This is a genomic window from Pseudomonas sp. 43(2021) (genome assembly GCF_017490805.1).
Classification (GTDB): domain Bacteria; phylum Pseudomonadota; class Gammaproteobacteria; order Pseudomonadales; family Pseudomonadaceae; genus Aquipseudomonas.
The window spans coordinates 1-504 of record NZ_JAFGYJ010000303.1 but is presented as its reverse complement, the minus strand read 5'-3'; the positions used below and the strand labels follow the sequence as shown (position 1 = coordinate 504).

At 65.7% G+C, this 504-nt stretch carries 1 protein-coding gene; it reads right to left on the bottom strand.

From position 1 onward, the window contains the following. Positions 1-504, bottom strand: a 504-nt coding sequence (gene cyoE / locus J5M71_RS27335) for a heme o synthase (RefSeq protein WP_207838665.1), incomplete at both ends; no start/stop codon positions are given.

Here is a 504-nt window from a genome sequence, read left to right as displayed (position 1 = left end):
GTAGAGGAGAATGTGCACTTTGGTGTAGTGCTCGCCATGGGTCACCGGCAGCATCGGAATGTCGGCCTTGGCGTATTCCTCTTTGCGATGAATCGCCAGCGCCCAGAAGTGCGGCGGGGTCCAGGCGAAGATGATCAGCACCAGCAACAGCGGTTCGGCGCTGACATGGCCGGTGGCGGCGGTCCAGCCCAGCAGCGGCGGCGCGGCACCGGCGAGGCCGCCGATGACGATGTTCTGCGGCGTCGCACGCTTGAGAAAACCGGTGTAGACCACCGCATAACCGAGCAGCGAGGCGAGAGTCAGCCAAGCGGTCAGCTGATTGGTGAAGGTCAGCAGCAGCGCCTGGCCGAGCAATGCCAGCACCAGGGCGAAGGTCAACGCCGCCGCAGGTGAGACCCGGCCTTCGGCCAGCGGACGTTTGTGCGTGCGCGCCATTACCGCATCGATACGCCGATCGACCACATGATTGACCGCCGCCGCGCCGCCGGCGCACAGGGCAATGCC